Source organism: Prosthecobacter sp. Pr1 (assembly GCF_057652315.1).
This window is the reverse complement of sequence record NZ_JBYFBS010000013.1, coordinates 16157-42633: the sequence shown is the minus strand read 5'-3', so window position 1 is coordinate 42633 and position 26477 is coordinate 16157. Positions and strand designations below refer to the sequence as shown.

Sequence of the window (26477 nt, the reverse complement as noted above, 5' to 3'; positions counted from 1 at the left end):
AGCATGTCGTTTGGAAGGCAATGTAACATTCCATTGGCCGCAGAGGAGCAGGGTGACAAAGGGAGTAGAAAGTAAATTCCGTCTCTGCCACCTCTGCACCTTTGCCCCTCTGCGGCAAACCGAATGTCCCCAGGCTCGACCATGCCGGAATGAGTTTGGCGATGCGCTATGATAACGCCCGCTGGGCAGGCGAACCAAATTCAACCAAGAACAAAGAACCAGGAACTCCTTCCCGTCACAAAAGCACCAAGTTTGGCCTCAATCGTGTCTGCATCACACTGCATCACGCCGTAATGATACGCTCACCCCCGCCGTACTCACTTCATGCGCCTCCTTTCACTCCTCTCCGTGCTTTCGATCTGTTCCGCCGGCCTTCTGCCTGCCATCGAACCCGTCAAAGCAAAGATCAACCTGCTCGACGTCATCAAATCCGGCAACGTCGAGTACCACGTCAATCCCAAGGCCGATTTCCACGACGCCCCCAAGGACATCTGGACCTTCGACAAGGACGGCACCTTCCACATCAGCGGCCGTGGCTACGGCTACGTCGCCACCAAGGAAAACTTCCGCGACTACCACCTCGTCCTCGAATTCAAGTGGGGCACCAAGACCTGGGGCAAGCGCGAAAAAGCCGCCAAAGACAACGGCATCCTCCTCCACGCCTACGGCCCCCATGGCGCTTACAGCGACACCTGGATGGCCAGCATCGAAGCCCAGATCATCGAAGGCGGCGTCGGCGACATCCTCGTCCTCTCCCCCAAACTCGCCGATGGCACCCAACTGACGACCTCCCTCTCCGCTGAGTTCGCGCTCGATCGCGACAAGGAAAAAATCTGGAAGAAAGGCGAGCCCCGTCAAACCGTCACCGCGGGCCGCATCAATTGGAAACACCGCGATGTGGATTGGGCCGATAAAGTCGGTTTCCGCGGTCGCGAAGATGTCGAGACCCCCTCCGGCGAGTGGAACCGTCTCGAAGTCATCGCCAAAGGCGACACGCTGCAATACTTCGTCAACGGCACAATGGTCAACGAAGCCTTCGACTGCAAACCCGCCGAAGGCAAAATCCTCCTGCAGACCGAAGGCGCGGAAATGCTCGTGCGCCGCTACGAACTCTACCCTCTCGGCGAGTTCAAAGGAAAGTAACTATTCGGGAGCTTCAGCTCCCTCTGGAACGCCCGGAGCCTTCGCTTCGCCTCGCATCACAAAAGCACCAAGTTTCCCCTCAATCATGTCTGCATCATGTGGCCTCCGGCCGTAATGATACTCTCACCCTCGTCGTAATCACCTCATGCGCATCTTCTCACTCCTCCCTGTGTTTTTCGTGTGTTCCGCCGGCTTTCTATCTGCCATCGAACCCGTCAAAGCGAAGATCAACCTGCTCGACGTCATCAAATCCGGCAACGTCGAGTACCACGTCAATCCCAAGGCCGATTTCCACGACGCCCCCAAGGACATCTGGACCTTCGACAAAGACGGCACCTTCCACATCAGCGGTCGCGGCTACGGCTACGTCGCCACCAAGGAAAACTTCCGCGACTACCACCTCGTCCTCGAATTCAAGTGGGGCGCCAAAACCTGGGGCAAGCGCGAGAAAGCCGCCAAGGACAACGGCATCCTCCTCCATAGCTACGGTCCCCACGGCACCGTCGGCGACACCTGGATGGCCAGCATCGAGGCCCAGATCATCGAGGGCGGCGTCGGCGATATCCTCGTCCTCTCCCCCAAACTCGCCGACGGCACCCAGCTGACGACCTCCCTCTCCGCTGAGTTCGCGCTCGATCGCGACAAGGAAAAAATCTGGAAGAAAGGCGAGCCCCGCCAGACCGTCACCGCAGGCCGCATCAATTGGAAACACCGCGATGTGGACTGGGCCGATAAAGTCGGCTTCCGCGGCCGCGAAGATGTCGAGTCCCCCTCCGGCGAATGGAACCGTCTCGAAGTCATCGCCAAAGGCGACACGCTCCAGTACTTCGTCAATGGCGCGATGGTGAATGAAGCCTTCGACTGCAAACCCGCCGAAGGTAAAATCCTCCTGCAGACCGAAGGCGCAGAAATGCTCGTGCGCCGTTATGAATTGTACCCCCTCGGCGACTTCAAGGAAAAATGGAGCGCCATCCAGGCCAGCGGCGGCAGCGACATCGGTGCCGTGCGCGATGGCCAGTCCAAAGCTCTCTCCCCCGAAGAATCCCTCAAGCGCATCCAGCTCGATGGCGACTACGAAGTGCAGCTCGTCGCCGCCGAACCCCTCGTCCTCGATCCCGTCGAATGCACATGGGACTCCAAAGGCCGCATGTATGTCGCAGACATGCGCGACTACCCCCTCGGCCCGCCAAACCCCGGTGATCCCTGGCTCTCCCGCATCCAGCTTCTTTCCGATGAAGATGGCGATGGCCGCATGGACAAAGCCGTCACCTTTGCCGATCACATGGACAACGTGCAGGGCCTCCTCCCCTACAACGGCGGCCTCATCGCCACCACGCGTTCACAGATTCTCTTCCTCAAAGACACCGATGGCGATGGCAAGGCCGACGAGATCAAATCCCTCATCAAAGGCTTCAATCCCAAGCACGCCCAGCTTCAGGTCAGCGCCCCACGCTGGGGCCTTGACGGCTGCATTCACTTCAACAACGGCCTCGACGCCCGTGAGATCTATCCCGCCGACAACCCCACCGATGTCGTCAATATCCCCGGCAGCAATTTCAAATGGGACCCCCGCACCGACAAGATCACCCCCACCGGCGGAAAAGGCCAGTACGGCGGCGCCTTCGATGACTACGGCCACCACTTCTACTGCTCGAACCGCAATCCCCTCATGTTCACCGTCATGCCTTATGAGGCCATGCTGCGCAATCCCCACGCCGGCATCACGCAGAACTTCGAGGACATCGCCCCCTTCGGCGCGGACACCCGCGTCTTCCCGCTGCAGATCACCCACACCACTGCAGACGCGCATGCCGGCACAAACACCGCTTGTTCCGGTCTGGGAGTCTATCGTGGCCTGCTCATGCCCGAGCTCAAAAACAACGTCTTCGTCCCAGATCCCACAGGCCAGCTCGTCACCCGTTACAAGATCACTCCCAACGGCGCATCCCTCAAAGCCACCCGTGTCGGCGATCGCACCGAATTCTTCCGCAGCAGCGATGAATGGTCCCGTCCCGTGAACTTCACCACCGGCCCCGACGGCGCCATCTACATCTGCGACATCTACCGCCGCTGGATCGACCACGCCCGCTTCTTCCCCGAAGAGTTCGTCAAAACCCATGACATGCGCCAAGGCGAAAACGAAGGCCGCATCTGGCGTGTCGTGCCAAAGGGCACGAAAAAACTCGTCACCAAAACTCCCGGCAAATACCACGCCATTCCCGAAGTCGGCTGGGGCGATGTCCCACCTGAGCACGCCGAGCGCGTCGCCTTTCTCAAAGCTCAGACCATCACCGATGCCAAAGAACTCAGCGCTCTCATCGCAAAATATCCCGAAGATCCATGGATGGCCAAGATGGTCGCCTCCTCCGCCAGCAAGCAAATGGGCCGCATCCTCAGCTCCCTTGGCGACGACTTCTTCAAAACCTTCTCCGAAATCCGCAGCACCACAGTTCGCACCTTCGCTTTGGGTGCCATCGCCGATGCTGAGGCTGAAGATGTGAAGGCATTGCTTTCCCTTCTGCAAAAAGAACCCGGCAAACTCCTCTGGTGGAAGCCTGCTCTGCTGCAAGGTCTCGCCAAGCTGCCGAAAGGCCACGATGACGCCGCCAAGGAGATCGCGATGCTTCAGTCCGAGATCGACGAAATCATCGCCAATCCGAAATCCCCTCTCGATCAACGCCTCGCCGTCATGCCCCTCCTCGGGCAGCGCAAATGGGATGCCGTGCAGCCCGTCGTGAAGACCCTCCTCACCACCAGCCAGCCGCCGGAGCTCTCTCTCGCCGCGCTCGCCTTGCTGCGGAAATACCCCGCCACCACCACCTCGCCTCTCATCTATGAACTCCTGCCCAAGGCCGGACCCGCATTGAAGCGCGATCTCGTCCCCGTCCTCACCGCCAACGCCACCACCGCGCTCGAACTCTTCAAGCGCATGGAGAAAGGCGAATTCCCCACCGCCTGGGTCGATGTCGAAACCCGCTGGCGCTACCAGCGCGGCACCGGCGAAATGCCCGAACTCGCCAAGAAACTCTTCGGCGAAGCCAGCAGTGATCGCGCGAAAGTCGTGCAGGACTACATGGTCTCCACCACCATGAAAGGGAACGCCAAAAAAGGCCAGCAGGTCTTCGCCACCATCTGCATCACCTGCCACAAGCACGGCTCCCTCGGCGTCGATGTCGGCCCTCCTCTCTCCGACGTCAAAGTGAAGCCCCCGGAAGGCCTCCTCTCAGACATCCTCGATCCCAACCGCATGTTTGAAGCCCGCTGGAGCGCCTACACCGTCGAAACCAAAGACGGCCGCACCCTCTCCGGCCTCATCCAAAGCGAAACCGGCGACGGCATCGTCCTCGCCATGATGGGCGGTGCCAAGGAAACCATCGCCCGCACCGCCATCAAGGAAATGAAATCCCTTGATCACACCCTCATGCCCGTCGGCCTCGAAGCCGCCATCACCAAAGATCAAATGGCCGACCTCCTCGCCTTCCTCCTCGGAAAATAGAGGGCAGGGGAGTCCTTGCTTCATCAAGACGGCATAGAAGCAGCGCAACAGCCTTCATTTTTGGACTGCGGTCGCGCAGCGAGGAACGAGCGCAGCTACCGCTTTCCGCAGGCCGGACAGCACACGCATTCCACGAAACCATCGAAAGGGAAGCTTCTACAGTCGCATGCCCAAGAAGCCACGCTTTGTGTCTGCGCGGATGGATTGAAGTACGATAGACACTCCTGTCTGTCGATCAGCGCTGCCCAATCACCCCAGACCGACGGACCATGTCCATCGTACTTAACAGAGTCTTCTGAATGGCTGCGTCAGAATTTAAAAGGCTCCAGAGCGCCTGCCTCCAGCAAACCGCGTAGCGGTGTGGCAAACCGTTCTCTGCACTCAATGCATGCTTTCAATCCCCTCCCTCACTCCCCATCCGCCCCTTCTTCCCCATGCCCCTCCTCCGCCATCCTCTGAATCGTCCCGCTTAGCAGCTCAATATACCCGTTCACATCCATGCTCTCCGCCTCCGGTTCGCCACGCACGCTATACAGCCACCCTTGCTCATACGGATCGCTCCTCACAATGCACGCATCTACCTTGAGCTCCGGATTCCCACCCGCAAACGCGCCGTTCATCACGCAATAAACATCCGAAGCCGCCTTGAAGCCCTCCACCCAGCCGATGTTGTCACCGGGAGCCACAGGGCCGCCTTCAGCAGGCTTCCACTCACAGTCCACCAGCTCACCCAGCATCCGCGTCGCGAACTTCGTGAACCCCACACGCCACAGATTCGTCTCCCCCTCCACCGGCGCCATCCAGTAGTGCGAGCGCGAGTATCGAAAAGTATCAGGGAAACGGGCGGAAAACCGGGCGTGCTTGAAGCGAACAAAATTGAGCATGAAGAAAAGGGGAGGGGAGTAAGAATCGGAGGTCAGGATGGCCGCGCCGTCAAGCTTGCTGCGCAATCAAGCGGTCAAAGCGCATCGCGAATGAGAGCGTCCTCGTCCTCCTACTCGAACTCGTCCTCGATTCTTGCACCTCGCCACACCCAGAACATGCACGTCAAGCCAGGCACGTATTGGAGTCCCACCTGTGTAGGCGGTCCGGTACGCCCATGACCGCCCATCACGCCCTTCGCCACCGCTCCGCCACACACCAGTCCCAACGGGACTGCGCAACATAGCGAAGGGTTGCCGAGCCTGGCGAGGCTACCTTGGTACCCGCCATCAAACCGAGGAAGCAAACCCATCGCCCCGCCACATCCAACGCCCACCAGCAGCGTCTGCAAAGAGCCCCGCCACACACCAGTCCCAACGGGACTGCGTATCATAGCGAAGGGTTGCCGAGCCTGGGCGAGGCTACCCTGGTACCCGCCATCAAACCGGGGAAGCAAACCCACCGCCTCGCCACATCCAACGCCCACCAGCAGCGTCTGCAAAGAGTCCCGCCACGTCAGACCGTGCCGCCAGATCCAAAACCCACAAGCAATCCCAATCCCTCACCTGAATGCCATTCAGGCAAGGATCTCACCTGAAGCCTCAAACACGATTCTTCACCTCCTGCCAACTGCGCCGCCTCACGCCCTCCGCTTCAGCCCCACATACGCCATCACCACGCCCACGAGGAAATGCACCCCGAGCATGCTCATCGCAATATCCGGCGTGGCAAACCAGGTCTTCACCAGTTTGTCGATAGGCTCAAAATAGGCTGTCTTCTCCAGCGAATCGATGATGCCCGACCACCCATAATGCGCCGTGATGAAAGGATGCACCACATGCCCCAGAATCTTGGGGAAGCCCAGCAGTGCACCGCAGAGCAGGACGTTCGCACACAGCAGCGTGAGTGACACACTGTGTGCACGCTCCTTGCTGTCGGAGTTGGCGGAGATCCCCAGACAGAGGGCGGCAAAAGCGGCACCCGAGAGGGCGGGCAGCATAAGCTTGGCCATCCCCGTGCCCGGCAGCACGCCGGAGCCGGAAACGATGTCCAAAAACATCTCCATCCAGATGCTTTGCACCAGAATGATGGGCAGCATGAAGAGCAGGGAACCGATCAGCCATGCGGAGGGTGCCACGCCACCGATGCGCTCGCGTTCATAAATCGCACGTCGTCCGGCGATCTCGCGTGCGCCGAGGCGCAGCGCCATGAACATCACCAGCAGGATCTGAATAAGCACGATCATCGACACCGCATGCGCCGCCGGCCAGACCACTTCAATAGCGGTGCTGCCACCGCGCATTTCCTTGAGCCCTTTTAAATTGGGCAGCAGCAGCAAAGCCGCGACGGCAGGCCCGCCCACCAGCAGCGAGGCATGCACGATCCACTCGCGTGGGCTGCGACGCAGCAGCGACCAGCGGCGTTTCACCAAATGCTGTGCCTGGCTGAAGATGCCCGGCAGAGGAATGATCGGCCTCACCTCGGCTTCCTCAGGCTTTTTGACCTCCTCTTCATCCTCGCCGCCCTTCTGCTTCATGATGATCGTGCGGTCCTCATCACCCGGATCTTCCTCTGCCGCAGAAAGCTTTTCCGCCACGCCACTCCCCAGCTTGAAGGCTGCATAGTACGCATCACGGTGCTTCATCCAGGAGTCGCCCCAGCGCTGCGCCGGGCGCTTCGCCAGACGTGCATAAACTTCGTCATAGGTCGGCACCGTGAAGTAGTGCGGCACGGCGCGCGCAGGACCGTGGAAAGCCACGTAGCCCTCATGCATCACCACCACCGTGTCATACGCCCCCAGATTCGCCAGCGAGTCCGTCGCATGAATCACGATGCGGTCAGGCCGGTCCGATGCCACCAGTCTCAGCAGCGCCTCAAACTCACGCTCACTGCGCACATCCATTCCCACGGTGAAATCATCACACAGCACGATTACCGGGTCCGCCACCAGCGCCAGGCCGAGCTTCAGCCGTCTCCTATGCGGCAGCGCCAGCGCGGAGGTTCGCTCCGTCGCGATGTTCTCCAGCCCCACCGTCACCAGCACATGGGACACGCGGGAGATCACCTCATCCCGATTCCGTCCCGCCCCGCGCAGCATCGCCGCGCTGATCAGGTTTTCCCGCACCGTCAGGTGCTCAATCAAGTTGTCGTCTCCCGCCGGCACCCAGCCCAGCTGATTGGCATACAGCGGCTGCTTGATCAGATCCCGCTTTCCGAAAGTGATCGTCCCCGCCTCAGGCTCCGTCAGTCCCGCCAGGATGCGCAGCAGCGTCGTCTTCCCACTGCCCGAAGGCCCGATCAGCGCCAGCACATGCCCGCCCGGAGCCATGAAACTGACCTGTTCCAGCACGCGGAGAGGTTCTTTGCCTTTTCCGGGAACAACATGGGAGAGATTGTTGATTTCGAGCATAATCCCGATCTAACCCGGTCTGGCAGAAAGCGCAAAGTTCAAAATTCTGCCTTCCCTTCGTCCGCCAACGCTTTATTCCTCCGCAACCATGGCCTCCATCCTCCAAGTCCACCCTGCCGACGACGCCATCGTCGCCCTTTCCGATCTCTCCGCTGGCACCGCCCTCTCCTTGAACGGCCGCTCCTGGACCCTCCGCGAAAAGATCCCCGCCAAGCAGAAATTCGCCGCCCATGACTTCGCCGTCGGCGACATCGTCACCATGTACGGCGTCACCGTCGGCAAAGCCACCCAGCCCATCGCCACCGGCGCCCTCATCCACACCCACAACGTCGTCCACGCCACCTCCGCCTTCAGCGGCAAGCAGAGCGACTACACCTGGACGCCCCCCGATGTCTCCAAATGGAAGACCCGCACCTTCAACGGCTTCAAGCGCTCCGTCGGTCCCGCCGGCACCGCCAACTACTGGCTCGTCATCCCCCTCGTCTTCTGTGAAAACCGCAACCTCGCCTTTATGCGCGAGGCCCTCACCCGCAGCCTCGGCTACGGCAAAACCTCCCCCTACGAGCGCTTCGCCCAGCGCCTCGTCGATCTCCATCGCTCCGGCGCCTCACGCGATCAAATCGAAGCCGCCACCCTCGAAGCCGAAACCTCCGCCACCGCCGCACGCGTCTTCAAAAATATCGACGGCGTCAAGTTCCTCGAGCACGGCCTCGGCTGCGGCGGCACCCGCCAGGATGCCCAGGCCCTCTGCCGCCTCCTCGCCGGTTACATCCACAGCTCGAACGTCGCCGGTGCCACCATCCTCAGCCTCGGCTGCCAGCACGCCCAAGTCAGCCTCCTCGAAAGCGAGATGGCCGCTCTCTACCCCAAGCTCGAAAAACCCCTCCTCATCTACGAACAGCAGAAGAGCAAATCCGAGCGCGACATGATGGCCAGCGCCATCCGCGACACCTTCCTCCACCTCGCCGCCGCGAACGAACAAACCCGCGAGCCCTGCTCCCTCAGCAATCTCATCATGGCCGTCGAATGCGGCGGCAGCGACGGCTTCTCCGGCATCTCCGCCAATCCCGCCATCGGCCACACCGCCGATCTCCTCGCCGCACTCGGCGGCGCACCCGTCCTCAGCGAATTCCCCGAACTCTGCGGCGTCGAGCAAAGCCTCAGCGACCGCTGCGTCACCACCGCACTCGCCGACAAATTCGTTGGCCTCATGCGCGCCTACGAAGCCACCGCCCAGGCCTGCGGCTCCGGCTTCGATGCCAACCCCAGCCCCGGCAACATCCGCGACGGCCTCGTCACCGACGGCATCAAATCCGCCGGCGCAGCCAAGAAAGGCGGCACCAGTCCCATCGTCGATGTCCTCGACTACGCCGAGCCCATCCGCCAGCACGGCGGCCTCACCCTCTACTGCACCCCAGGCAACGACGTTGAAAGCACCACCGCCCTCGCCGGCGGCGGCTGCAACATGATGCTCTTCACCACCGGTCTCGGCACCCCCACCGGCAATCCCGTCTGCCCCACCCTCAAAATCTCCACCAACTCCGACCTCGCCAAACGCATGCCCGACCTCATCGACTTCGACACCGGCCCCATCATCTCCGGCCAAAAAACCGTCGAACAAATGGGCGAAGAAATGCTCGAACTCGTCATCGCCACCGCCAGCGGCACCTACACCCCCAAAGCCGTCTCCCTCGGCCAGGACGACTTCCTCCCCTGGAAACGCGGCGTCTCGCTGTAATTCAGAAGTACGATGGGCAAAAAATAGCACTCGGTTAAGGCTGTGTTTCGTTCGCCTGATGTGAACGAGTGTCACCGCCGCATCAAGCACCAAAGGTGCGGCCTATCGTAGCCCAGGGCAGACGAGCCTCAGCGAGGCCGCCCTGGGTATCGGCCATCATTACGGGAAAGCAAACCCAGCGACTAGACGCACACAGCGTTCACCAGCAGCGTCTGCAACCAGCCCCGCCTCGCTCTTGCGCCATCAATCGCGGAATGTTTACTTAGGTGTTTATTCGTGGACTTTTTTTGCCGCAGCCTGGCTTTCGGGAGAAAGGTTGACCAAAGGCACTTTAAACACTCCACCGTCATTGCGTTGAAGGATGACATTATCTCCCTCTAACCGCAGCATGACTGCTTGGATTGTGCGCCCATCGGCACTTGTCCATGTGGTCGTAGCCGTAACGTTGTCTATTGTGGGGGCCGGTTTGGTGGGCGCGGGTGATGGTAAGGTCTCATTGGCGCGCCAAGGATTCTGATCGCCATTGGCGGCCTCGTGGTCGAGAAGCAAACCTCCCTCAGCATTGAATGATCCAACACCGATCATCCAAGAGTTTTCGGACATGCCACGACAGTTAGAGACAAGCTTGGCAAAGATGGGTGCGGACGATGGAATGCCAATATGCGGACCTGGGTTGGAACGGATTGGGAGAACAGAAGACTTGACGTAGTAACCGAGATTGCCCCGTTCTGTATTTGATAGAGTGTTCCACTCAGACTGGGGTATCCAGAGAGCGACTTTTGGAGTATTGGTTCCCGCACCCCAAACAGAAATTTCGGCTTTCGAGTATTTGGATTTAATACGCTCGAAAACCTTGCGGCCGTCTTCAACCGCACCGGGTGGTATTGATGTTTGCTCAGGCGTCGCAATTTGTGGTTGTATGGTTTGTGGAAGTGCAGGTGACACAATGTGTTCTTGCTTGGGCTTCGAGTCGCGGCAGCCAGTGAAAAAGATGGTTGCCAGAAAAGAGGAGATAATAAGCTTGGTTTTCATGATTCAAAAGAAGCGGGCCGCTCACCCCTCCGTCTCCGCATGCAGCGCAATGCAGTTCCCCTCCGAATCCAGCACCTCCGCACGGAACCCATACTCACCAATCGAGTGCACATCCTGCTGTACCGTCCCTCCGTTCGCCCTCACCGCAGCCACCGCCTCCTTCAGCCGCCCGTTCACATCCAGGTAAATCATGATGCCATCCGCCGAAGGCTTGAAATCCTTCACCACCACCACGCACCCCTGCTGACCACCATCCGCCGTCGGCAGCATCGCGGTGGGCACGCCACCAAAGTTTTCTTCTTTGATCTCCCGGCCCAGCACCGCCGAATAAAAACGAATCGCACGGTCAAGATCGACCGCCGGAATGTCAAACCACACAAGGTTGGGTTTCATTCATGGAGCCGATTGTGCCTTGCAGACGTGCCACCGGCAACCGTTCTCTTAGATGCCGCTCACCGGTCACTCATAATGAGTCCACATACGCAGCACCTTCACGGCATGCTCGGCCTCATACACTTGATAGACGAGGCGATGCTGGATGTTGATTCGCCTTGAATAGGCACCGTCCAAATCTCCCACCAACTTCTCGTAAGGCGGCGGCGTTTGAAACGGGTTCTTCGCCAGAACCTCCAGCAGCTTTTGCGTTTGAGATTTCAAATTCGAAGAGGCGATCTTCTTCGCATCCTTCTGCGCCTGCTTGGTATAGACGACCGTCCAGTTCACCAGCCGGGATTCTTGGAAGCTTTCGACAGCGGCTCGCGCATCCCCTTGCGGATCGACTCACGCATGCCCGGAATGGCCAGCAGATGCAGCGTCTCCTGGATGCTGCGCCAGTCGTCCTCAGATATCAGCACCGCATTGCCACTGCGACCGGTGATCTGAATCGGCTCATGCGAATCCGCCGTCTCCACCATCAACTGGCGGAGCTTTGTGCGCGCTTTGGACTCAGGCAGGGAAGTCATGTTGCAAGAGTGCCGGAAAACCACCTTGCCGTCAAGCCCCCTGCCGTCTCTCTTAATCCACCCATGCGCCCCACCCTCTTCGTCCTAGCCCTCGCCATTCCCGCGCTGGCCAAAGACATCCCCGTCGCAGATGCCGCCGCATTCGCCGCCGCAGCGCAAACAGTCAACGCAGGCGACACCCTCATCCTCAACGACGGCACCTGGCCCGATGCCCATCTCAAACTCCACGCCGAAGGCACCGCCGCGAAACCTGTCACCCTCAAAGCCCAAACCCCCGGCAAGGTCATCCTCACCGGCACCTCAAGCCTCTCCGTCGGCGGCACCCACATCACCGTGGACGGCCTCTGGTTCCAGAACCCCACCAGCGATCAAGTCATCGAACTCCGCCAGGACTCCAAGCACCCCGCCTTCGATTCCCGCATCACCAACTGCGCCGTCACCAACGACACCCAGCTCACCTCCACAGCCTCCTCCCAGTTCGTCTCCATCTACGGCGCACGCAATCGCGTGGACCACTGCTACATCGCCGGCAAGACCACCCAGGGCACCACCATGGTCGTCTGGCTCTCCAACGAATCCACAGACCAGGGCAAACACCAGATCGATCACAACCACTTCGGTCCACGCCAAAGGCTCGGCCAGAACGGCGGCGAAACCATCCGCCTCGGCGACAGCAAGACCTCCATGCAAACCGCCTCCTGCATCGTCGAGCACAACCTCTTCGAGAAATGCGATGGCGAAGCCGAGTGCATCTCCAACAAATCCTGCGGCAACCTTTACCGCCACAACACCTTCAAAGGCGTCTCCGGCACCCTCACCCTCCGCCACGGCAATGCCTGCACCGTTGAAAACAACACCTTCATCGGCGACGGAGCCAAAGGCGCCGGCGGCGTCCGCATCATCGGCGAAGACCACACCGTCACCGCCAACCGCTTCGAAAACCTCACCGGAGACAACGAACGCAGCGCCCTCTGCTTCATGCTCGGCATCCCCGATTCCGTGCCCAACGGCTACTTCCAAGTCAAACGCGCCAAAGTCACCGGCAACACCTTCATCAACTGCCAACACAACATCCTCATCGGCATGAGCGGCGACAAAAAAGCCACTCTCCCACCACTGGAAACCGAGATCAGTGGCAACACGATCCAGACCAACAAAGGAGAAGCCTTTGAAATCAAATGCGCAGCAGAAGGCGTGACCATGAAGGACAATGAAACGGCCAAGGAACTTTCTAAGATCACCGAGCTCTCCGCCGCTGAACCCAGCGGCCCTTCTTGGAAACAACATTAATTCACCTCCGAGTGACATTCGTCAGATTGGATCAACCACGAAATACACTGAATTCACGGAAGCCAGAGTCTGGTTCAATTTCCGTGTATTCAGTGTATTCCGTGGTCAATTCTCTGGTCTTCGCATTGCAAGCCTCTGGCACTGTCATCATGCCGCATTCATAATCCCCCCATGCGTACCAACGTCCTTCTCAAACCACTCACCTGCTGCTGCCGCAAACCCATGACCGGGTTCTACCGCGATGGCTACTGCCGCACCGGTCCCGGAGACGTCGGCCTGCACACCGTCTGCATTGAGGCCACCGAGGAGTTCCTCAATTTCTCCTTCCTCAGCGGCAACGACCTCTCCACCCCCGCACCCCAGTGGGACTTCCCCGGCCTCAAGCCCGGCGATCGCTGGTGCCTCTGCGTCACCCGCTGGAAAGAAGCCCTCGATGCCGGCTGCGCTCCGCCCGTCTCCCTCTCCGCCACCCACGAATCCGCCCTCGAATGGGTCGACCTCGAAGACCTCAAAGCCCACGCCCTCGATGATCCCGGCGAAGAGATCGAGTAGTGAATGATGGAGTCTCGCCAAAGCGAAATCCTGCTCGTCCTCCTACTCGAACTCGAACTCGATCCTCCCGCTCCGCTTCACCGCCACACCCGCACAGCGCTCCGCAGTCCACAGACCATGTATTGTAGTTCCGCCTTCAGGCGGTCCGGTCAGCTTCAGTCTAATTCCAGCATTACGAAACAGCGCCACGTAACTCCCGCGTAGCAGTGGCAGGCGTATCACGCCCCATCACCGCCCGCCACTTCTCCCGCACAATCTCAAACGATCGCCGGATCACCCGAAACATCCGCGGCAGCACCAGCCACAGCACAATGATCACTGCGGTAAAAATACACAGCGCCAGCACCGGCTTCATCACCATGATGAGCGTCCCCGCCACCACCGTGATGTCTTCGGCGATGCTCAGCACCACATTCGAAACCGGTTCCGGCGAATGATTCGCCAGCAGCCGCGTGCCCGCCTTCGCGCTGTGCGTCGTCAGCGCCGCACCACCCGCCAGCAGCGCGCCGATCACCTCCACCTGCGGCGGCATGTCGCCCAGCGCCTGCATCGCCAGGATCGTTCCACCCACGGGTCTGATCAGTGTATGCACACTGTCCCACAGCGAATCCAGCCACGGCACCTTGTCCGCCACAAACTCAATCGCATACAGCACTCCTGCCGCAATCAGCACCCATTCATGCCCCAGCACTTCCAGGGATTGATACTTCGCCGCCAGATGCAGCGCATCAAACCTCACCAGCATTCCCGTGAGAAACACCGTCAGGTAAAGATTCAGCCCCGCCAGCGAAGCCAGACCCAGCGCGAGCCCCAATTGTTCGAGGATGTGCATGAGCGCCCATATACCACAAATCCCCCATCCCGCGAGAAACAAGATGGGCCGCATTTTGGAATCACGCATGCCGGAGTTCCATGGCCACTCAAAATCCCATTTTACACACCTCCACCAAGGCGCTCCGCCACACATCAGCCCCAAAGGGGCTTCGTAACATAGCGAAGGGTTGCCGAGCCTTGGCGAGGCTACCCTGGTACCCGCCATCCGGCCGGGAAAGCAAACCCAAGAATCCGCCCAACCCCAAGCCCACCAGCAGCGTCCTCAATACGTCCCGCCGCACGCTTTACAGCGCCCATACTCCAGTTCTCCCCCCCCTCAATCACCGACTCTCCAAAAACTCCTTCACCCCCTGCGCCAGCACCTTGCTGATCCCCGGCACCTCCGCCATCTCCTCCACCGTCGCCTTCCGCAGTCGCGTCACCGAGCCAAACGCCTTCAGCAGCGCCGCCTTGCGCGTCTTGCTGATCCCCGGGCAGTCATCCAGCACACTCTCCGCCACACGTTTTCCCAGCAGCAGTTGATGGTAGCCGTTCGCCCACCGGTGCGCCTCATCACGAATCCGCTGTAGCAGCTTCAAAGCTCCACGTTCATGCGGAATGATCACCGGATTACTTTCTCCCGGCCGGTACACCTCCTCATGCTCCTTCGCCAGCCCAATGATCGGCAGCGTATGCAGCCCCAGTTTTTGCAGCTCCGCCACCGCCACCCCGAGCTGTCCTTTTCCACCATCCACGATCACCAGATCCGGCAGCGTCACAAATTTCGTGTTCGTTGCGGCCACGCGCTCCAGCGCCTCAGCCGGCTCTTCTTGTGAAAATTCCGCCACATCACCCGCCACCTTGCGCCCCTCCAGCAGGATGCGCGAAAAGCGCCGGCGGATCACCTCCGCCATGCTGATGAAATCATTCTGCCCCGTCACCGATTTGATCCGGTACCGTCGGTAGTTCGAATTGTCCGGCACACCATTCTTAAACCGCACCATGCTCGCCACGCAGTGCGCCGTGCCGATGTTCGCGATGTCAAAGCACTCCATCACCAGCGGTGCCTTTTCCAGGTGCAGCAGCTCCTTCAGCTCCTGCACATCCGCCATCGGATCAATGCTCCGGATCACCCGCGCCCGCGCCCCGCGCTCAAAGGTCCGCGTGGGGATCAGTGTCTTTTTGAAATCCTCCACCATGTCCCGCAGCTCCGCCGCCTTTTCAAAGTCCATCCGTGCCGCCGCATGCAGCATCTCCTCCTCCAGCGCCGTCACCAGATCCTTCGACTTCCCATCCAGAAACTCGCAGGCCTGCTCCACCCGCTTCTTGTAGTCCTCCAGCGAAATGCGCAGGATGCAGGGCGCGGAGCAGTTCTTGATGATGTCGTTGGAGCAGTGCTTGTAGTCCGCTTCGCCGGGCTTCAGCGGGCGGCACACCCGCAGGCCGAATTTCTTGTTCAGCCAGTTCAGCGTCGTGCGCAGCGCCATCCCATGCGGGAAGGGGCCAAAGTAGCGCGCCCCATCCTCCTTCCTCAGCCGCGTGGTGGAAAGCCGCGGGATCGCATCACCAAAATGCACCCGCACCAGATAGTAGCGTTTGTCATCCCGAAAGCTCACGTTGTAGCGCGGGCGGAATTCCTTGATCAGCTTGCCCTCCAGCACCAGCGCCTCCGTCTCATTGCGCACCTCATGCAGGTCAAAATCCCAGATGCTCGCGATCAGCGCCCGCGTCTTGCGGTCCGCCAGTTTCGACCGCGCCGGTGTGAAGTAATTCGCCAGCCGTTTGCGCAGATCCCGCGCCTTGCCCACATAGATCACATTATTGATCCGGTCCCGCATGATGTACACCCCCGGCACATGCGGCACATCACGCAGCTTGGCGATGAGATCAGGTTTCTGGCGGGCGGTGGACATGCGTTGGTAATAACAAATGACGAAGAGAGGCACCCAAAGAGTGGTCCATTTTGTCCATTCAGTCCATCAGGTCCATCCAGCGCCCTCCTTCATTCATACGCTTTCAGCCCCCGCCAAGACAAGAAAAGTAGCCTTGTTGCTGCGCAACAAGACCTCCCTCATCGTCATACTCTTCCCTGAGCTTGGCGCGAAAGCTGTGAAACCACTTCATGGGGGGAACGTCGCCAACGTGACGCAGAGTGAACCCCGCGTCTGGCCGCTTGGTTGCTCAGCGCACGCGTTTCATCGTGTAAGTTCCCTTGTCCATGGAGCACTGGTAGCACGCCTTGAACTCATCCCCCTTGACGGTCCCCTCATACTGGTACAGGCCGCCAGCCCAGTTGGGCATCTTGTGCTCGCCTTTAAAAGTGTAGCTGCCGTCTTTCTTTCTCTCTACATAGTGAATGGCCTTGTAGCTGCCACTGAGAATTTTCTTCCAGGTGGCATGGTAGAAAAAGCTGCGGGGAACCGATGGCAATGGAACTCCCGCACCACAGCAATAGGTGTCCAGCTCATTCATCTCAGGTTTCTTGACCACGCACCGCAGATCCCCATGGTGCCCGGTGGCATCACTGAGCCAGGTGCCTTCCCATTTGCCCTCCACTCCGGAAGTGACCGGCGCTTTTTTCCACGCAGATCGAAACGCAAAGCCGCAGGAGGGCAGGACGGATGTCAAAATCAGACCAAGAGCGAGGCGGAGGATCAAAGCACGTTTCATGGGTAGGAGGGTAGCGATACGAACGTCCAACAAGAGCCGCCTATTGCGCCATTCCTGTCAGGAACTTTTTCTCGATATCATCACCGCCAGCCCAGCGAGGAGTGGACCGCACATTCCATGGGCGGTCCGTCCGCAGTCACCAGACGCCCCTGCCGCCCCGTGGGATGGGTGTGGCGACAGCCCACCCGTCTCTGAGCGTGCCGCAAACACACCACCAATCTACCAGCCCTGCCAGGAGTCGCCACGCCTCCGGCCAATTGACAATTCTCAGTTTTCAGTTCCCAGTTTACAATCCCACCACGTTCACCTCAGCCTCCTGTAACCCTCCTCACCCGAGCCCCCATTTCGCCCATCCCCATCTTGCCCTTCGTAGCGCGCAGCGCGAAGTAGGGACAACCTTCCTCTTGCCCGCGCCCGTATTCACGATACTAACCCCGAAGAACCTCAACCCCACCCACCCTACCATGGCCCACACCCTCCCCCCCCTGCCGTATCCCACCAACGCGCTCGAACCCCACATCGACCAGCAGACGATGGAGATCCATCACGGCAAGCATCACAACGCTTACGTCACCAATCTGAACAACGCCCTCGCCGGCAAGGCCGACCTCGAAGCGCTGTCCATCGAAGACCTCTGCAAAAACATCTCCAAGGTGCCTGCAGACATCCAGGCCCCCATCCGTAACAACGGCGGCGGTCACTTCAACCACACCCTCTTCTGGAACATCATGGGCCCGAACGCCGGTGGCGCTCCGACCGGTGCCCTCGGTGACGCCATCACCTCCACCTTCGGCAGCTTTGATGCTTTCAAGGAAGCCTTCGGCAAGGCTGGCGTCACCCGCTTCGGTTCCGGCTGGGCCTGGCTCATCGTGAAGGACGGCAAGCTCGCCATCACCTCCACCCCGAATCAGGACAACCCCCTCATGGACGGCAGCGGCACCCCCATCCTCGGCTGCGACGTCTGGGAGCACGCCTACTACCTCAAGTATCAGAACAAGCGCCCCGATTACATCGCCGCTTGGTGGAACGCCGTGAACTGGAGCGCCGTCGCTGCCAACTACACCGCCGCCCTCGGCTGATTCCCGCTTCCTGACTCCCCAGTCTTCCCCCAAAGCGCGGAACGGCCCAGCCCGTCCCGCGCTTTGTCGCTTTCAGTCCCCAATGAAACCAACGCGAATGGCCGCGAATAACCACAAATCAGCCCCCCCACCCAGCGCCATTCATTTAAATTCGCGATCATTCGCGGCCATTCGCGTTGAAGTCATCTTCCCTCTCAGTCCTTCTGGTTTCATCATTCCGGTTCCCCCATTCCTCTGCCAAACCATTCCCTTGCCGATCTGACAACCATTCGCATCCCACACTGATTCACTAGCCCCCTTCGGCCTCAGCCATTCATCCTTCATAATTCCTCCTTCATCCTTTCCTAGATGTCCATGGTCCTCCATCGCCTCCGCTCCGGCCTGATCTACTCGCAGGCCTTCGCTGAGTTTCTGGAGTCCAAACACAACATCGAGAGCCTCGGCCACCCGGGGGATGTGCTGCATCTCGACTACGTGCGCTGCAGCCAGGGGGATCTCAGCGGCCAGGAATGGTGCCAGCTCACCTGGATCAGCGGCGCTCAGGCCCCCACCGATCACCGCCATCAAATCGGCGGCACCGAGGTTTACATCCACAAGCAGGCCATTCGCGGCCTCAAAAACCGCCTCCTCCATTTCGACGGCACCAATGTCGTGGTAAAACAATGACGAATGACGAATGCAAAATGACGAATGAAGCCCGAATGACCAAAGTGCCATTCGCAGCCTCTCGCGTTCATTTCCATCCATTCGTCATTCGTCATTCTCCCCTGCTGCTGACCCTAGCCGACATCGGAGAAAACAGCCTCATCCGCAAACTTCGGCGGTCTCCTGGCCGGGCCCCCGCAGCTCCATGCCAAGACACCTCTCACATTCGCCATATTGTGCCGCAGTACACCAGCCCCAACGGGGCTGCGGAATATAGCCCAGGGGTGCCGAGCCTTGGCGAGTGCTCCCCTGGGTACAGCCGCCACAACCGGGAAGCAAACCCAGCGCTCCGCCGCAAACCACGTCCACCAGCAGCGTCTCCCATGCGCCCCGCCACACATCTGCCGCGCCCAACAACACTCCAACCGACCAGCCCACGCTTAGCCCGCTTCACTGCGCGCCACTCATGCGTCCCTGGCGTTTCGCGCACTCGGATGTCATTCGTCATTCGTCATTCATCATTCGTCATTTCCCTCTGATGCCCACCCTAGCCGACATCGGAGAAGACAACCTCATCCGCAAACTCATGCGCGGTGTGAAGCTCGACAGCGATGTCATCGCCGGGGCAGGGGATGACTGCGCTGTCGTCCGCAGCACCAAGGACGAGCACACCCTGCTCAAAACCGACGCCCTTGTGCAGGACGTCCATTTCACGCTCGAAACTCCGCCCAAGCTCATCGGGCGCAAGGCCATCGCCCGCGTCGTCAGCGACTTCGCCGCCATGGGTGGCACACCGCGCCACGCCATGATCACCCTCGTGGCTCCGCCCAGCATGCAGGTTGAGTTCCTCTCTGAGATCTATCGCGGCATGCGCGCCATCGCTAAGGAGTACGGCATCAACATCGTCGGCGGTGAAACCTCCCGCGGCCTCGTCCTCATGCTCTCCATCTCCATGAGCGGCACCGTCCCTTCCAAGCGCTGGCTCTCCCGCAGCGAAGGCAAGGCTGGCGATGTCATCCTCGTCACCGGTCGCCTCGGCGGCTCCATCACCGGCAAGCATCTGAAATTTCAGCCCCGCCTCGAAGAAGGCCGCTGGCTCTCTGAAAATGCCCATCCGCACGCCATGATGGACATCAGCGACGGCCTGGCCAAGGACCTCCCCCGCCTCGCCCTCGCCAGCGGAACCCATTATCAGGTCAATGTCGCCTCCCTCCCCTGCAATCCCGGCTGCACCTTCGACCAAGCTTGGGGCGATGGTGAAGACTACGAGCTCCTCCTCGCCGTCAATCCCCGCAGCGTGAAGTCCCTGCTGCAGAAATGGCGCCTCGCCTTTCCCAAGCTCCCCCTCACCATCATCGGCAAACTCGTCCTCCCCGGCGAAGGCCGCCCCCCCGACTTCGAAAGCACCGGCTGGGACCACTTTGCTCTGAGCGCGGACGCATGATCACCCTGCAGACAGCCGCCGACGCCCTCGCTTGGGGCACCCAGCTCGCGCCGACCCTCACCGCAGGCGATGTCATCGCTCTCTGCGGCACCCTCGGCGCAGGCAAAACACAGATCACTCGCGGCATCGTCGCCGGCATGAATTCCCAGGCCGCCGTCACCAGCCCTACATTCACACTCGTCCACGAATACCTCGATGGCCGCCTTCCCATTTTCCACTTCGACTTCTACCGCATGGACTCCGCCGCCGAAGTCATCGGCATCGGCTGGGACGAATTCCTCACCGAGCCCGGCGTCATCATCGTCGAATGGGCCGACATGTTCCCCGACCTCCTCCCACCCCACACCCGCTGGTTCCAAATCGAACCCCAGCCAGACGGCTCGCGTCATGTTCGAGAAAGCAGTACGGCTTCCGATCCAAAGAAGTCAGCGCTCTGACGGATTCTTTCCGTGTATTCCGTGTTTTCCGTGGTTAAACCTTCTGACCTTTTTCTTTTCTTTCCTCTCTTTCGGCCAATCCCTTCATGCTCCTCGCCCTCGACCTCTCCACCGCCCACGGCAGCATCGCCGTCGTGCGGGGCGATGACGTGCTCTTCCGCTCCACCTTCCAGTCCGAGCGCTCCCACAACGCCCAGGTCTTCGCCCCCTTGCGCGAAGCTCTCGCGGCTGCAGGCGATCAACTCACCGGCATCGTCATCGGCAACGGCCCCGGCTCCTACACCGGCGTCCGCATCGCCATCGCCGCCGCTCAGGGCATCGCACTTTCGCGCAATGTCTGGTGCGTCGGCTGGTCCTCCCTCACCGCGCCGGACCTGGATGCTCCCGCCAGTTACAACATCATTGGCGATGCCCGCCGCCAGAGTTTCTACCTGGCCCGCGTCGAAAACGGCCGCCTGCTGCCCGACCTCGAAATCGTTTCTGCCGAAGTGGCCCGCGAACGCGTCGCCGATTGCGAAATAGTGTACACGTTCGACGCCAAATGTCCGCTCGGCCTGTCCCTCCGTTCCGCCAAACCAGACGCCGCCAAGCTTGCCAAAATCGTCCAATCCTTGCCTGCCGCCGAGCTCGCCGCCCTCATCGATCAGCCCCTCATTCCCCACTACCTCGCCGAAGCTTTCATCACCCTTCCCAAGCGCCCCACACCATGACTCCCGAACTCATCTCCAACCACGTTTCCGAATGGGGCGAAGGCCCAATCTGGCACGGCGACCGCCTGTTGTACGTTGATATTGAAACCTATAAGATCATTTCCCTCACCCCATCGACAGGTGAAGAAAAGATCTGGGACGTCGGCCAGCGCGTCGGCACTGTCGTTCCCCGCGCCAGCGGCGGCTTGGTCTGGGCAGGCGACAACGGCTTCTTCTTCCTCGATGAATCCACCGGTATCAGCACCCTCATCGCTGATCCCGAGCCCAACCTCCCCGACAACCGCTTCAACGACGGCAAGTGCGATCCTGCCGGTCGCCTCTGGGCTGGCACCATTTGCCTCCAGAAGCGTCCTGATGCCTCTCTTTACTGCCTTCATACCGATCTGCGCGTCGAAAAGAAATTTGGTCCCGTCACCAACTCCAACGGCATCATTTGGAACCGTGCTGCAAACACGATGTACTACATCGACACGCCCAGCAAAAAAGTGCGCGCCTTCGACTACGACAACGCCACCAGCGCCATCACCAACGAGCGTGTCGTCTGGGACACCAGCGCCGATCCCTCCTCCCCCGATGGCATGACCATCGACAGCGAAGATCGTCTCTGGATCGCCTTCTGCCACGGCGCCAAGGTGGTCTGCTTCAATCCCGCCACCCAGAAGGAGGAGATGCAGATCGACTTCCCCTGTGTCGAAACGACCGCCTGTGCCTTTGGCGGCCCTGATTTGCGCGATCTCTACATCACCACCGGCAAGAAACCCGACCTTGAAGAACCCCTCGCCGGACGCCTCTTCGTCTGCCGCCCCGGTGCGCAGGGAGTACCGTCCAGCGCATTTGGCGGGTGACAGAGTCCCAAGCTGTGGCCAGATAGGCGGATGATACGCCCTGTTCTGTTCCTATTGGCCCTGCATACAGCAAATGCTCAAGTCACTCCCCAGAGGGTGGATGTGTGCGTGTATGGCGCAACGCCCGCAGGCATTGTGGCTGCTGTGACGGCAAGGCAGGAGGGGTGTTCGGTTCTCATCGTGGAGCCCAGCCGCTGGGTGGGTGGGATTCTCGGTGCGGGGATCAAGCCGATGCAGGACTGTGCGGCACCGCAGGCGGTGGGCGGGCTGACGACGAGCCGTGTTTTCAAACTGGGGAAACAGCCACCTGCCATCCGTCAGGCCTTCGCGGCGTGGTTGGAGGAGGAGAAGATTTCGGTGCTCTTTGAGCATCGTGTGCAAAAGGTGGAAAAGACCGGCAAGGCGATCACGAAACTGGTGCTGGAGCTCGCGCCGCCAGACAAGAACGGGGTGCCTGCACCCAAGGCTGCGCAATTCGATGCCGCCGTGGTCGAAGCGAAGGTGTTCATCGATGCCAGCTATGAGGGCGATGTCATGGCGGCGGCTGCGGTGCCGTATGCCGTGGGGCGCGAAGCCAAGGAGGTCTTCAATGAAGAACTGGCAGGCGTCGGGCCGACGACGAACTGGACGCCCATTGATCCCTATGTAGTGCAAGGGGATGCCAAGAGCGGCCTGCTGCCGCTGGTGGATGCAGATCATGGATTACCAAAGGGAGCGGCGGATGATTACACGCAGGCCTACAACTATCGCTTCTATGTGACGCGTGATTCGGCGAAGCGCATCGCGTTTGAAAAACCGGCGGGTTATGACGCGAAGGATTTTGAAGTGGTCGGACGCTATGTGGAGCACCTCGTTCGCAGTACGGAGGGAGAAGAGAAACTGCTCAAGCGGTTGCGGGACATCTTTCCGGGCTGGCTCAACAGCGGTGAGTACAACTACAAGCGAGACTCTTTGGTTACCATCGCGCCGTTGGGAGTGAGCCGGTATTACCAGGATGGGAATTGGGAAGCAAAGTCGCGCATCTGGCGGCAGCACAAGGACTACCTCAGTGGACTGCATCACTTTCTGAGCACGGACTCACGGGTGCCGGAGAACTTTCGCGCCGAGACTGCGGCGCTCGGACTGGACAAAACGATGCACGCCGAGACCGAGGGCTGGCCCAATCAGCTTTACGTGCGAATCACTCGGCGGATGCAGGGGCCTTATGTGCTGACGCTGGCGGATGTGTGGAACAAGACGCAAGTGGAGGACAGCATTGGGCTGGCTCTTTATGGTGTGGACATCTATCCGGTGCGTCGTTACGCCGTGGCAGATCCCGGCACCGGGAAGATGGGTGTGGCAACGGAGGGCAACATGTTTGTCGGCGGCTCCCAAGGTACGGGGCATCCTTATCCCATTCCGTATCGCGCGATCACGCCGAAGGCAGAGGCTTGCAGCAATCTGCTGGTGCCGGTCTGCTTCTCGGCCAGCTACATTGCCTATGCATCAGCGCGTATGGAGCCGGTGTTCTGTGTGCTGGGGGAATCCGCCGGTGTGGCTGCGGCTCAGTCCATCCATGAAGGTGTGCCGGTGCAGCAAATTAATGCAACGAAGCTCCGCAGCCGCCTGCTGGAACGCGGCCAGATACTGGCTTGGAGCGGGCCTGCGGTCCGACATACAGGCGTGGAGGCGGGAGAGTGGGAATCCAAAGAAGAATGGAATGAAGCCAAGCCCGGCTGGGAGTGGCTGTTTCCGTTCATCGACACCAGCAAGGACGGGAAGATCTCGATTGAGGAGCATGCCGCGTTTCAGGCCTACAAGAAGCAACACCCTGACTGGATGAAGAAGCTCAAGGCGGGGAAAGCAGACTAGAGGCCCCCTCAATAATCACCGGTGCCTTGCGACGAACGCCGATGTAGACAGGGGAGCGCTGGCGTTCGAGCCACTTGTGTTGAAAGGGGAGTTCGGTGTTGAAGGCGTGGAAGTGCCAGGGGCCGTCGTCGGTGCGGATGGAGTATTGCAGGGCGCGGCCGCCGTCGAGGAGGGTGGCATGCTGGACGCTCAGCTTGCGGGCGATCTCGGTGACTTCGCTGACGTTCATGACGCCGCCGTCGCCGGAGAGGACGAAGACGATGGTGCCGTCCTGGCGCATGCCGATGAGGGATCGGTAGCTGATTTTGGAACCGTCGAAGAAGGCGTCGGGCTTCAGATCCACATAGGAAAAAGTGGTGTGGTTCTTCATCACGGAGGGATAGACCTGGCAGCCTTCCTGAATGAGACCGGGGACTTCATTGAGCAGCGACTTCGGCCCGCACCACGGGCGGCCGTCTCTGACGAAGAAGCATCCGCTCCAGTCGCCGAAAGGGGGATTGACCTGACGGCCTTCGTGATAGACCCACCCCATGGGGAGTCCCTTGGGATCGCGAAAGTTCGCGGTGATGGTGAACCAAAAATTGCCGTCTTCCATGCGCTCCCTCGCCGTGGTGAGGGCAAACTTCGGCTGATAGGTCATCATGAAATCAAAGCGGTCAGGCGAGAGGGTGACGATCTGGACCTCCGCCCCGAAAACTCTCTGGGCGATGCTGGCCAGGGTGCCACCCTGGCGCCGGACTTTGAGGGTGGTCCAGCGCATGCCGGTCTCGCGATGGCGCTCGATTTGGGCGGTGTCGAGATCCCCGGCGGTCAAGGCGACGGCGGGTTTCCACTCGCCGCGCTTGGTGAGAATCTGGAGCGGTGCTTTGGAATCACGCACGCTGACGGCGACGACATTGCTGTTCAGATTGAAAAAGACCTCACCGGCAAGCCAGGCCAGCAGCGCGCCGGCAAGGGCGAGCAGCAGAAGCAGCTTGAGGCATCCGCGTTTTCTAATCATGGGGGTGGGGCAGCATGGAGAACAGTGAGTAACGATCAAGAGCCGATGTCATGCCGATGAATGAAGATTGATTCGGGCCCGGCCCTGTTCGAACTTTGAAGGTATGAAATTGAAACTGTTCTCCGCATTGTGGCTTCTCATTTCCCTCGGTCTGCAGGCGCAGACTCCTGCTCCGGCACTGACGCTGAAGGCCAGCACGGATCATCCGGATGCCTTGTACAAGGCGGGTGAGACGGCGACCTTCATGATCGAGGTGCTGCATGACGGCAAACCCCTGGCGGATGGGAAGGTGGTGTGCGTGCTTTCCAAGGATGGCGTGCAGCCGCAACCGCCGCAGACGCTGAATGTGAAGGACGGCAAGGCAACGCTCATCGGAAAGCTGGATGAACCCGGCTTTCTGCTGATGCGTGCCACGAGTGACAAGGCATCAACCATGGCCGGCGCAGGTTATGATCCATTGCTGCTCAAGCCCAGCATGCCTGTGCCGGAAGATTTTGATGCGTTCTGGGATGCCCAGAAGGCGGCGCTGGCGCAGGTGCCGGCGAAGGCGGTGCTCACACCCGTGACGACGGGGGTGCCGAAGGGTGTGGCGGCGTTTGATGTGCAGATCGACTGCGTGGGCAAACCGGTGAGCGGTTACTTTGGCAAACCGCTGCAAGCCAAGGCCAAGTCTCTCCCGGCGATCCTTCATGTGCATGGGGCCGGTGTGCGCAGTTCGACTCTCGGCAGCGTTTCCTGGGCGCTGAACGAAGGCGGAATGTTGTCGATGGACATCAATGCACACGGTCTGCCCAACGGGAGGCCGAAGGAGTTTTATGACGCGCTGGTGGCGGGAGAACTGAAGGGCTATCCGAACGCGAACCCGCAGGACCGCGAAAAGATCTACTTCAAAGGCATGTTCCTGCGTCTGATCCGTGCGATCGACTTTCTCACGGCGCAGCCGGAGTGGGATGGGAAGACGCTGATTGTGTATGGTTCCAGCCAGGGGGGCTTTCAGGCGTTTGCGGCGGCGGGGCTGGATCAACGGGTCTCATTCATCTGCGCAGGCGTGCCTGCGGGCTGTGACCACACCGGCAGCCAGGCCAACCGCATCAGCGGCTGGCCCAAAATCGTTCCCAAAGATGCGGAGGGCAAGCCAAACGCCGCCGCGCTGCAGGCGTCGCGCTACTTTGACAATGTCAACTTTGCCATCCGTGCGAAGTGCAAGGGCGCGGCGGTGACTGTGGGCTTTATCGACACGACCTGCCCACCGACCAGCGTGTATGCGGCCTACAACGCCCTCACGGTTCCCAAGGAAATTCACAATGACATTCTCGCAGGGCATACCAACACACCTGCAGCCAGCAAGTTCATGCAGGCGGCTGCCCTGAAGCATGTTCGCGAGAATAGGCTTAGGTGATTATGTGGTGTTAACCGCCACGTATTTGCTAAATGGGCGT

The 26477-nt window shown here is 60.2% G+C and carries 23 protein-coding genes; 13 read left to right on the top strand and 10 right to left on the bottom strand.

Annotation, left to right across the window (positions count from 1 at the left end; genetic code table 11):
• Positions 1 to 324: 324 nt before the first annotated feature.
• Together AC24GY_RS19600 and AC24GY_RS19595 are read left to right on the top strand one after the other, a co-directional pair.
• Positions 325 to 1143: a 3-keto-disaccharide hydrolase gene (locus AC24GY_RS19600; protein ID WP_487686579.1), complete on the top strand. Its 819-nt coding sequence runs from the start codon at positions 325 to 327 to the stop codon at positions 1141 to 1143.
• Between the two features lie 145 nt (positions 1144 to 1288).
• A complete protein-coding gene (locus AC24GY_RS19595; RefSeq protein WP_487686578.1) occupies positions 1289 to 4639 on the top strand; it encodes a PVC-type heme-binding CxxCH protein in 3351 nt (1116 codons plus the stop codon).
• A 407-nt stretch (positions 4640 to 5046) separates the two neighbouring features.
• Here AC24GY_RS19595 and AC24GY_RS19590 read toward each other — a convergent pair whose 3' ends face one another.
• Positions 5047 to 5523: a glycine cleavage system H family protein gene (locus AC24GY_RS19590; protein WP_487686577.1), complete on the bottom strand. Its 477-nt coding sequence runs from the start codon at positions 5521 to 5523 to the stop codon at positions 5047 to 5049.
• A 677-nt stretch (positions 5524 to 6200) separates the two neighbouring features.
• On the bottom strand, positions 6201 to 7970 hold the full coding sequence (locus AC24GY_RS19585) for an ATP-binding cassette domain-containing protein (protein WP_487686576.1): 1770 nt from the start codon (positions 7968 to 7970) through the stop codon (positions 6201 to 6203).
• A gap of 88 nt (positions 7971 to 8058) precedes the next feature.
• Between AC24GY_RS19585 and AC24GY_RS19580 the strand changes: the two genes are divergently transcribed.
• Entirely contained in the window at positions 8059 to 9708 is a 1650-nt protein-coding gene (locus AC24GY_RS19580) for a UxaA family hydrolase (RefSeq protein ID WP_487686575.1), read from the top strand.
• 270 nt (positions 9709 to 9978) lie between these two features.
• Here the strand turns inward: AC24GY_RS19580 and AC24GY_RS19575 are convergent, their stop codons facing one another.
• The 4 genes from AC24GY_RS19575 to AC24GY_RS19560 all read right to left on the bottom strand — a co-directional run bounded on the left by AC24GY_RS19575 (position 9979) and on the right by AC24GY_RS19560 (position 11702).
• Positions 9979 to 10740 (bottom strand): hypothetical protein, encoded by a 762-nt coding sequence (locus AC24GY_RS19575; RefSeq protein ID WP_487686574.1) that lies wholly within the window; start codon positions 10738 to 10740, stop codon positions 9979 to 9981.
• A gap of 21 nt (positions 10741 to 10761) precedes the next feature.
• Positions 10762 to 11133 (bottom strand): VOC family protein, encoded by a 372-nt coding sequence (locus AC24GY_RS19570; protein ID WP_487686573.1) that lies wholly within the window; start codon positions 11131 to 11133, stop codon positions 10762 to 10764.
• A 66-nt stretch (positions 11134 to 11199) separates the two neighbouring features.
• Positions 11200 to 11463, bottom strand: coding sequence for a Txe/YoeB family addiction module toxin (locus AC24GY_RS19565; protein WP_487686572.1), 264 nt, complete (start codon positions 11461 to 11463; stop codon positions 11200 to 11202).
• Positions 11460 to 11702, bottom strand: a complete 243-nt coding sequence (locus tag AC24GY_RS19560; protein ID WP_487686571.1) for a type II toxin-antitoxin system Phd/YefM family antitoxin — start codon at positions 11700 to 11702, stop codon at positions 11460 to 11462. The genes AC24GY_RS19565 and AC24GY_RS19560 overlap by 4 nt, the downstream gene beginning before the upstream one ends.
• Before the next feature lie 63 nt (positions 11703 to 11765).
• Here AC24GY_RS19560 and AC24GY_RS19555 point away from each other — a divergent pair, with 63 nt between their 5' ends.
• Complete coding sequence (locus AC24GY_RS19555; protein WP_487686570.1) at positions 11766 to 12992, top strand: polysaccharide lyase 6 family protein; 1227 nt, start codon at positions 11766 to 11768, stop codon at positions 12990 to 12992.
• Between the two features lie 171 nt (positions 12993 to 13163).
• Positions 13164 to 13544: a DUF2237 family protein gene (locus AC24GY_RS19550; protein ID WP_487686569.1), complete on the top strand. Its 381-nt coding sequence runs from the start codon at positions 13164 to 13166 to the stop codon at positions 13542 to 13544.
• Between the two features lie 172 nt (positions 13545 to 13716).
• On the opposite strand, the gene AC24GY_RS19545 is transcribed toward AC24GY_RS19550, so the two are convergent.
• From AC24GY_RS19545 to AC24GY_RS19535, 3 genes are all read right to left on the bottom strand, one after another.
• Positions 13717 to 14376 carry a DUF4126 domain-containing protein gene (locus tag AC24GY_RS19545; RefSeq protein WP_487686568.1) on the bottom strand — a complete coding sequence of 220 codons (660 nt, stop codon included), beginning with the start codon at positions 14374 to 14376 and terminating at the stop codon, positions 13717 to 13719.
• Between the two features lie 322 nt (positions 14377 to 14698).
• Complete coding sequence (locus tag AC24GY_RS19540; RefSeq protein WP_487686567.1) at positions 14699 to 16270, bottom strand: excinuclease ABC subunit UvrC; 1572 nt, start codon at positions 16268 to 16270, stop codon at positions 14699 to 14701.
• A 268-nt stretch (positions 16271 to 16538) separates the two neighbouring features.
• The gene (locus AC24GY_RS19535; protein ID WP_487686566.1) at positions 16539 to 17027 is read right to left on the bottom strand and encodes a hypothetical protein; all 489 of its coding nucleotides are present in this window, start codon (positions 17025 to 17027) and stop codon (positions 16539 to 16541) included.
• Between the two features lie 464 nt (positions 17028 to 17491).
• On the opposite strand from AC24GY_RS19535, the gene AC24GY_RS19530 reads away from it, so the two are divergent.
• From AC24GY_RS19530 to AC24GY_RS19500, 7 genes are all read left to right on the top strand, one after another.
• Entirely contained in the window at positions 17492 to 18106 is a 615-nt protein-coding gene (locus AC24GY_RS19530) for a superoxide dismutase (protein WP_487686565.1), read from the top strand.
• Positions 18107 to 18454: 348 nt separating this feature from the next.
• A complete protein-coding gene (locus AC24GY_RS19525; protein ID WP_487686564.1) occupies positions 18455 to 18772 on the top strand; it encodes a hypothetical protein in 318 nt (105 codons plus the stop codon).
• Positions 18773 to 19289: 517 nt separating this feature from the next.
• Positions 19290 to 20195 (top strand): thiamine-phosphate kinase, encoded by a 906-nt coding sequence (locus AC24GY_RS19520; RefSeq protein ID WP_487686563.1) that lies wholly within the window; start codon positions 19290 to 19292, stop codon positions 20193 to 20195.
• Entirely contained in the window at positions 20192 to 20632 is a 441-nt protein-coding gene (tsaE, locus tag AC24GY_RS19515) for a tRNA (adenosine(37)-N6)-threonylcarbamoyltransferase complex ATPase subunit type 1 TsaE (protein WP_487686562.1), read from the top strand. Before AC24GY_RS19520 ends, tsaE begins: the two co-directional genes overlap by 4 nt.
• An 86-nt stretch (positions 20633 to 20718) precedes the next feature.
• Positions 20719 to 21342: a tRNA (adenosine(37)-N6)-threonylcarbamoyltransferase complex dimerization subunit type 1 TsaB gene (gene tsaB, locus AC24GY_RS19510; protein ID WP_487686561.1), complete on the top strand. Its 624-nt coding sequence runs from the start codon at positions 20719 to 20721 to the stop codon at positions 21340 to 21342.
• Positions 21339 to 22187, top strand: coding sequence for an SMP-30/gluconolactonase/LRE family protein (locus AC24GY_RS19505; RefSeq protein ID WP_487686560.1), 849 nt, complete (start codon positions 21339 to 21341; stop codon positions 22185 to 22187). Before tsaB ends, AC24GY_RS19505 begins: the two co-directional genes overlap by 4 nt.
• Before the next feature lie 30 nt (positions 22188 to 22217).
• Positions 22218 to 24038: an FAD-dependent oxidoreductase gene (locus AC24GY_RS19500; protein WP_487686559.1), complete on the top strand. Its 1821-nt coding sequence runs from the start codon at positions 22218 to 22220 to the stop codon at positions 24036 to 24038.
• Here AC24GY_RS19500 and AC24GY_RS19495 read toward each other — a convergent pair.
• Positions 24016 to 25038, bottom strand: a complete 1023-nt coding sequence (locus tag AC24GY_RS19495) for a phosphodiester glycosidase family protein (RefSeq protein WP_487686558.1) — start codon at positions 25036 to 25038, stop codon at positions 24016 to 24018. The genes AC24GY_RS19500 and AC24GY_RS19495 overlap by 23 nt on opposite strands.
• Before the next feature lie 103 nt (positions 25039 to 25141).
• Here AC24GY_RS19495 and AC24GY_RS19490 point away from each other — a divergent pair, with 103 nt between their 5' ends.
• On the top strand, positions 25142 to 26437 hold the full coding sequence (locus AC24GY_RS19490; protein WP_487686557.1) for an acetylxylan esterase: 1296 nt from the start codon (positions 25142 to 25144) through the stop codon (positions 26435 to 26437).
• Positions 26438 to 26477 lie beyond the last annotated feature (40 nt).